Origin of the sequence: Marinimicrobium sp. (assembly GCF_002695945.1) — a bacterium.
GTDB classification, from domain to species: domain Bacteria; phylum Pseudomonadota; class Gammaproteobacteria; order Pseudomonadales; family Cellvibrionaceae; genus Marinimicrobium; species Marinimicrobium koreense.
This window is the reverse complement of record NZ_NZQP01000007.1, coordinates 1-7,064: the sequence shown is the minus strand read 5'-3', so window position 1 is coordinate 7,064 and position 7,064 is coordinate 1. Positions and strand designations below refer to the sequence as shown.

The following is a 7,064-nucleotide window of genomic DNA, read 5'->3' as shown; positions in this document are numbered from 1 at the left end:
GGGTTCACGGCGGGTCTTTAAAGGCCATACCCCGTAGCGGCCCGGCTACGAAGCCCCATAGCTAGCTACGACGCTCAAACGAGCTCGCACCAACCAACATCAAGAGCCCCCATGACTCAAGACATCCACGCCCAAAGAATCCTCATCCTCGACTTCGGCTCCCAATACACCCAGCTCATCGCCCGACGAGTCCGCGAAATCGGCGTCTTCTCCGAAATCCGCGCCTTCGACATGAGCGACGAGGAAATCCGGGACTACAACCCCAACGGCATCATCCTCGCTGGTGGCCCCGAATCCGTCCACGCCGAAGGCAGCCCGAGAGCACCTCAAGCCGTCTTCGAGCTCGGCGTGCCCGTACTCGGCATCTGCTACGGCATGCAGACCATGGCCGAACAACTGGGCGGCTCCGTACAGGGCTCCAAAGTCCAGGAATTTGGCTACGCCCAAGTCAAGGTTCACGGCCAGACTCAACTGCTGCACGACATCAAAGACCACCTCGACCACAACGGCGACTCCCTGCTGGACGTCTGGATGAGCCACGGCGACAAAGTCATCAAACTGCCGCCGGACTTCGACATCATGGCCTCCACCCCGAGCTGTCCGATCGCCGGCATGGCCAATGAAGCCAAAAAATTCTACGGCGTCCAGTTTCACCCGGAAGTCACCCACACCCTTCAAGGCAAACGCATCCTCGAGCATTTCGTGTTCGAACTCTGCGGCTGCGAAGCCCTTTGGACTCCGGCCAAAATCGTCGACGACGCCATCGAAAAAGTGCGCGAACAAGTGGGCAAGGACAAAGTCCTGCTCGGCCTGTCCGGGGGCGTGGACTCCTCAGTGGTGGCGGCCCTGTTACACAAAGCCATCGGCGACCAGCTCACCTGCGTGTTCGTCGACAACGGCCTGCTGCGCAAAGACGAAGGCGACCAGGTCATGGAAATGTTCGCCCGTAACATGGGCGTGAAGGTGATCCGCGTCGACGCCGAAGACCAGTTCCTCGGCAAGCTCCACGGCGTGGACGACCCCGAAGCCAAGCGCAAGATCATCGGCAACACCTTCATCGATGTGTTCGATGATGAAGCCACCAAACTCAAAGACGTCAATTGGCTGGCCCAGGGCACCATCTATCCGGATGTGATTGAATCCGCAGCCGCCAAAACCGGCAAGGCTCACGTGATCAAATCCCACCACAATGTGGGCGGCCTGCCGGAAACCATGAAAATGCAGCTGGTGGAACCGCTGCGTGAGCTGTTCAAAGACGAAGTGCGAAAAATCGGTCTGGAGCTCGGCCTGCCTTACGATATGGTCTACCGCCATCCCTTCCCGGGGCCGGGCCTGGGCGTGCGCATTCTGGGTGAAGTGAAAAAAGAGTACGCCGATATTCTGCGCGAAGCCGATGCCATTTTTATTGAAGAGCTGCACAACGCCGACTGGTACCACAAAACCAGCCAGGCCTTTGCGGTGTTCCTGCCGGTCAAATCGGTCGGTGTCGTTGGGGATGCTCGTCGCTACGAGTGGGTCATTGCCCTGCGCGCGGTGGAAACCATCGACTTCATGACCGCACGCTGGGCGCATCTGCCGTACGAATTGCTGGAGAAAGTCTCCAACCGTATCATCAACGAGATTTCCGGTGTGTCACGGGTGACTTACGATGTATCCAGTAAGCCACCCGCGACCATCGAATGGGAGTAGGCCGTCTTTTGACGGCCGTGCATGAATAACAGATAAACGAACCCGGTATTCACCCATGGGCAGAGCCTACCAGAACCGCAAAGAATCCATGTCCAAAACCTCGGACATGAAATCCAAAATTTACAGCCGTTACAGCCGTGAGATTTACATGTGCGCCAAGTCCGGTGGCACCGAGCCGACCGGCAATCTGGCGTTGGCGTCTCTGCTGGAGCGGGCAAAGAAAGAGCAGGTGCCCGCTCATGTAATCGATAAAGCGATCGCCAAGGCCGAAGGCGGCGGCGGAGAAGATTTTGCGGTAGCGCGCTATGAAGGGTTTGGGCCCGGCAACACCATGATCATTGTCGACTGCCTGACCGACAACCCCAACCGGACCTATGGCGATGTGCGCACCTGCTTCAACAAGGTGAAAGCCAAGCTGGGTGCTTCCGGCGCGGTCAGTCATTTATTTGACCACAGCGCGATTTTCCGTTTCTCCGGGCCGGACGAAGACGCGGTGCTGGAGGCTCTGGCGGACGCCGATGTCGATGTCACCGATATCGAGGCCGAGGAGGGCATCATCACGGTATTTGCCCCTCAGACCGAATACGCCAAAACGCGCAATGCCCTGAAGGAGGCCTTCGAAGGGATCGAGTTTGAGGTTGAGGATGTGCAGTTCATCCCTCAGATAACCACCGAGATCGCGGGCGAGGACGTCGAGCAGTTCGAGAAAATGGTCGAACTGTTGAACTTTCTGGACGATGTTCAGCGCGTTTTCCATAATGCGGAGTATTGAGGCGCGGTAACCGCGCGCTCAATCAGCAAGAGGAGAAAGGCGTCACATTCCTCCCTGGCTCCCTGTGCTACGCTTTCCGGATTGACCGGCACAGACAGGGGGCCCTATGCCGTACATCCACCATCAGCTCAACGGTGCCAGTGTCGGCTACTATGAGCTCAGCAACGAAACCCTGACCATCGGGCGCAGCGCCGATAATCACCTGGTTGTGGATGATGCCACGGTCAGTGGGCACCACGCCGTCATCGAGGCGACCGCTCAGGGTTTCCGCATCCGGGACCTGAACAGCACCAACGGCGTCTGGGTGAACGGTCAGCGGGTGCCCGAGGCGCCCTTGAGAGTTGAAGACAGCATTCGGGTCGGAACCCATGAGCTGCAGTACGCCGAGCAGATTTCCGACGAGCTGCAGCGCACCCTGAAAATCAAAAAAAGCTGGATTCCCGGCATTTACTACACCGCTGAGAAATAAGCCGTCTTCATGAGCGCTACCTTCACGGAACGATTGGCCGACGGACTGAGCCTGCGTGTGCTGGTACTGTTGCTAGGCGGCTGGCTGATCCTGCTCCCCCAATCCCTCCAATCGCCCTCCTGGCTTGATGCGATGCTCTTTGATGCCTCCTTGGCATTGACCCCCGAGCGGGTTCGTTACACTCATCCGGCCTCCCCATCGTCGACTGGCGGATGGTATTCGATCTGGCCCCAGGTTACCGACCGCTGGGCAGAGCAGGGGCTGTCCAGGCATTCCGGGGCGCTTCTCAATGGCGGTTACCGGACGCCCTGGTGGTTTTACCCGGCCTTCTCCGGTCTGATTCTGGCTCTGGCGGTTTATCTAATCTGGTTGACCCCGGTCATGGGCAGGGTGGCCGCGTTATTGATGACCGGGCTGCTCACCATAGGCCTGGTCGCGGGGCAGATTGGTGCCCAGATCAGTCAGGGGCTGTATCTGCCACTCGGGTTGGCGGTTCAGTACCTGTGGGTCGGACTGTTGCTGATCGGTGCGTATTGGCACCAGCGTCGCTGGTATCGCCAGGCGCAGTATCTGCGTCGTCAGTTGGGGATTGAGCGCTTTGATAACGGTCACTGGAAAGAAGCGCTGACCGCGCTGAAAGCCTGCCCCACCTCGGAGTCTATTCTGGATCTGCTCTACGACCAGGCCAGAGAGCACGAACGCCGGCAGCGCCGCCAGGAGGCGCTGGCCTGTTACCGGGAGATCGCGCGGCGCAAGCCCATGTACCGTGACGTAGCGCAACGACTCAAGGCGCTGGAGGCTCGGCAGGGGGCCACAGGCACCGCGAACCTGGCACAGACCCAGGTGCTGGAGGAGTTCGCCGTACCCCAGCAACTGGGGCGCTACCAGATCGAGCGGGAGTTGGGGCGTGGCGCAATGGGCATCGTCTATCTCGGGCGAGATCCCCATATTGCCCGGGAGGTGGCCATCAAAACACTGAATGTTGCGCCCTTCGATGCCGATGAGCGCGAGAGCCTGAAAAAACGGTTTTTCCGGGAAGCGGAAGCGGCGGGGCGGCTGCGGCACCCGAATATTGTGACGGTATACGATGTGGGACAGGAGCATGAGTTGGCCTTTATCGCCATGGATTACGTCCGCGGCGAGCCGCTCAGCGAACGCACGGCTCAATCCCGGCAGCTTCCGCTCGCCAAGGTCTATGAGCTGATGGCCACGGTCGCGGAGGCGCTGGCCTATGCCCACGAGCAGCAAGTGGTTCACCGGGATATCAAGCCGGGCAATATTCTCTATGACCCGGATGAAAACCGGGTGGTGGTGACCGATTTCGGAATCGCCCGGGTGGCCAACAGCGCCCGGACCCAGACCGGCGAGATTATGGGGAGCCCTCTCTATATGTCCCCGGAGCAGCTCAAGGGGGCGCGGGTAGGGCCAGCGAGCGATATTTTCAGTCTGGGCGTGACTCTGTACCAACTGCTGACCGGGGCGCTGCCATTTCGTGGCGATACGATTGCAGAGCTGAGCTATCAGATCGTGCAGAGCCGGCACCGGCCTCTGCGTGAGGTGCGGAAGGATCTGCCGCGCAGTGCCACGCGGATTGTGAACAAAGCGCTACAGAAAGAGCCGGAAAAACGCTATGCAACTGCGGCCGAGATGGCCAAGGCATTACGCTCGGCACTGGAGAAAGAGTTCTGATGTTCGCAGACAGTCTGCTGTGGCATGAAGTCCGGTCTACGACGGGGAATACCGTTTCAAGACACGCCGTACATACGGTCCCCTTCGCGCTCCAGACGCTTCGGGACACTTCCCACATCCATGTGGGGCGTCCAGGGGCTCGGATCGCGGGTCCCCCGCTCTACGGTCTTGAAACGGTATTCCCCGTCGCAGACCTCAGTGCCATCTTTATCCTATATTTAAAAAGGTACCCAACAATGGCTTGGTTGATTCAACTCGTAGACGATGTCGCCGTTCACAAGTTTGAACTTGTGGGTGGTGAATTGACGCTGGGGCGTCACCCCGAGTGTGACGTGCTGATTGACGATAGCGCGGTCAGCGGTCGTCACGCCCGCATGAGCGTGAAGCCCAATCCGGATTTCCCGCAGTTTCGGGAATACTATCTGGAGGATCTGGGGAGCACCAACGGCACTTTTGTGAACGATCAGCGAGTGGCGCAGCGGTTGCGACTCCACCATAACGACAAGATCCGACTGGCCTGGAATCAGTTCAAGTTCGTGGATAACGACGAGCAGGACCTAGAGCGCACCCGACATATGGTATCGAGCTGATCAATCCACGAAGCACGCTCAGTAGGTCGGATTAGCGAAACGCGCGTAATCCGACTATCGCTACCTCAACACTGAGTATGAATGTGGCACTGAGGTCCCAGCCCGGGCCGGACCATATCTACAAAACGGAATCTGGATTTTACTGCTTGAATTGTATTATGATATTCAAAATACCAATGACTTCATAACAATGGCAAGCAGGAGAACATCATGTCGACATCATTCAAGCGCACTCTGGGCGCCACCCTGATTGGGCTCGCCGGTGCGGCGGGCGTTCAGGCGGACAACCCCATCATCACCGAACGCTTCAGCGCGGATCCGGCCGCCCTGGTCCACGACGGCAAGGTCTACCTGTATGTGGGTCACGACGAGGCCACAGTGGACGGGGATTTCTTTGTCCTCAAGGAGTGGAACATCTACTCCTCAACCGACCTGGAAAACTGGACCCTCGAGGGCGAGGTGCCGCGCACCATTTTCGAGTGGGCCGATGGCGATTCCGCCTGGGCTGCGCAGGCGGTTGAGCGCGACGGTAAGTTCTATTGGTACACCACGGTGCGTATGCCAGTGCCCGAAGAAGGCGATTGGCAGGGCGGCTATACCCTGGGGGTAGCGGTGTCCGACGATCCGGTCACCGGCTGGAAAGATGCCCTGGGCAAACCGCTGATTGACCCCAACGACACCGAGCCGGCTCCTCACATGATCGAACACAGCCACAGCTGGGACGACATCGACCCGAGCGTGTTCATTGATCACGACGGCCAGGCCTATCTGTACTGGGGTAACTCCCACCTCTACTACGCCAAACTCAAAGACAACATGATCGAGTTCGACGGCGAGGTCCACAAAGTCGAGTTCGACATGCCCGGCACCTTCACCGAAGCGCCTTGGGTGCACGAGAAAGATGGCAAATACTACCTGACCTACGCCATGAACTACCCCGAAGAGCTGGCCTACGCCATGAGCGACAGCCCGGAAGGCCCCTGGGAATACAAAGGCCTGCTGATGGACGTGCTCGAAGACAGCGGCACCAGCCACCAGGCGATCCTGGAGTACCAGGGTGAAGACTACTTCATCTACCACACCTCCGCGCTGCCTACCGGCGGCAATTTCCGCCGCTCCGTCTCCATGGAATTCCTGGAGTACAACGCCGACGGCACCATCAAGAAACTGACCCCCACCGCCTCGGGCATCACCCACGCGGCCCAGGCGCTGCAGAGCCATGCGGATACCGATGAATACGTGCGCTATGGCGATGGCGAAGAAACCACCCTGGCCGAACTGAACGCCGCCGATCACTGGCAGTACAAGTGGCATGTCGAACCCCTGGTAGAGCAGGGCGGCAACACCGTCTCCTTCCAGCCCGAAACCCGGATGGGCTACTACCTGGTGGCGCAAGACGGCGATGTCGCCATTGTTGAGCACGACGGTACCGACGAATTCGCTCGTGCGGCGACCTTTGAGCGGGTTGATGGTCTGGTGGGAGAGGGTGCGTCCTTCCGTTCGCTGGAGAATCGTGAACATTACCTGATGGTGAATGGCGGTGTGTTGACCTTGGGGCAGCCGGGCTCGGCGTCTGAGCGTAAAGCGGCGACGTTTGATGTAATTCCCACAGAGTAAGGTTTGTGATTTTTTGTGGATGACGGGGCTTCGCCCCTCCGAATCGTCGGACCGATCCACCCTACGCCTGTCTTTGAGGCATCACGTGTATTTGCGGCGGATGCGCGCTTCGCGCTTATCCGCCCTACGTAACCTACGCAAACTGGGGTGAATGTGGCACTGAGGGGCGTCGAGGGGTAAACCGATCTGAGACTCTCTGAGGCATGGATGCCGATGAGAAGCCCCCATGGATGGGTTT

The 7,064-nt window shown here is 58.9% G+C and carries 6 protein-coding genes; all 6 read left to right on the top strand.

Annotated elements, in window-relative coordinates; genetic code table 11:
• Positions 1-111 precede the first annotated feature (111 nt).
• The 6 genes from guaA to CMG77_RS00270 all read left to right on the top strand — a co-directional run bounded on the left by guaA (position 112) and on the right by CMG77_RS00270 (position 6,826).
• Entirely contained in the window at positions 112-1,689 is a 1,578-nt protein-coding gene (gene guaA / locus CMG77_RS00295; protein WP_024459874.1) for a glutamine-hydrolyzing GMP synthase, read from the top strand.
• A gap of 55 nt (positions 1,690-1,744) precedes the next feature.
• Complete coding sequence (locus CMG77_RS00290; protein WP_286806680.1) at positions 1,745-2,461, top strand: YebC/PmpR family DNA-binding transcriptional regulator; 717 nt, start codon at positions 1,745-1,747, stop codon at positions 2,459-2,461.
• A 106-nt stretch (positions 2,462-2,567) separates the two neighbouring features.
• On the top strand, positions 2,568-2,930 hold the full coding sequence (locus tag CMG77_RS00285) for an FHA domain-containing protein (protein WP_286806678.1): 363 nt from the start codon (positions 2,568-2,570) through the stop codon (positions 2,928-2,930).
• A gap of 9 nt (positions 2,931-2,939) precedes the next feature.
• Positions 2,940-4,619 carry a serine/threonine-protein kinase gene (locus tag CMG77_RS00280; RefSeq protein WP_286806677.1) on the top strand — a complete coding sequence of 560 codons (1,680 nt, stop codon included), beginning with the start codon at positions 2,940-2,942 and terminating at the stop codon, positions 4,617-4,619.
• A 236-nt stretch (positions 4,620-4,855) separates the two neighbouring features.
• On the top strand, positions 4,856-5,209 hold the full coding sequence (locus CMG77_RS00275) for an FHA domain-containing protein (RefSeq protein ID WP_024459878.1): 354 nt from the start codon (positions 4,856-4,858) through the stop codon (positions 5,207-5,209).
• A gap of 210 nt (positions 5,210-5,419) precedes the next feature.
• Entirely contained in the window at positions 5,420-6,826 is a 1,407-nt protein-coding gene (locus tag CMG77_RS00270; protein WP_286807204.1) for a family 43 glycosylhydrolase, read from the top strand.
• Positions 6,827-7,064 lie beyond the last annotated feature (238 nt).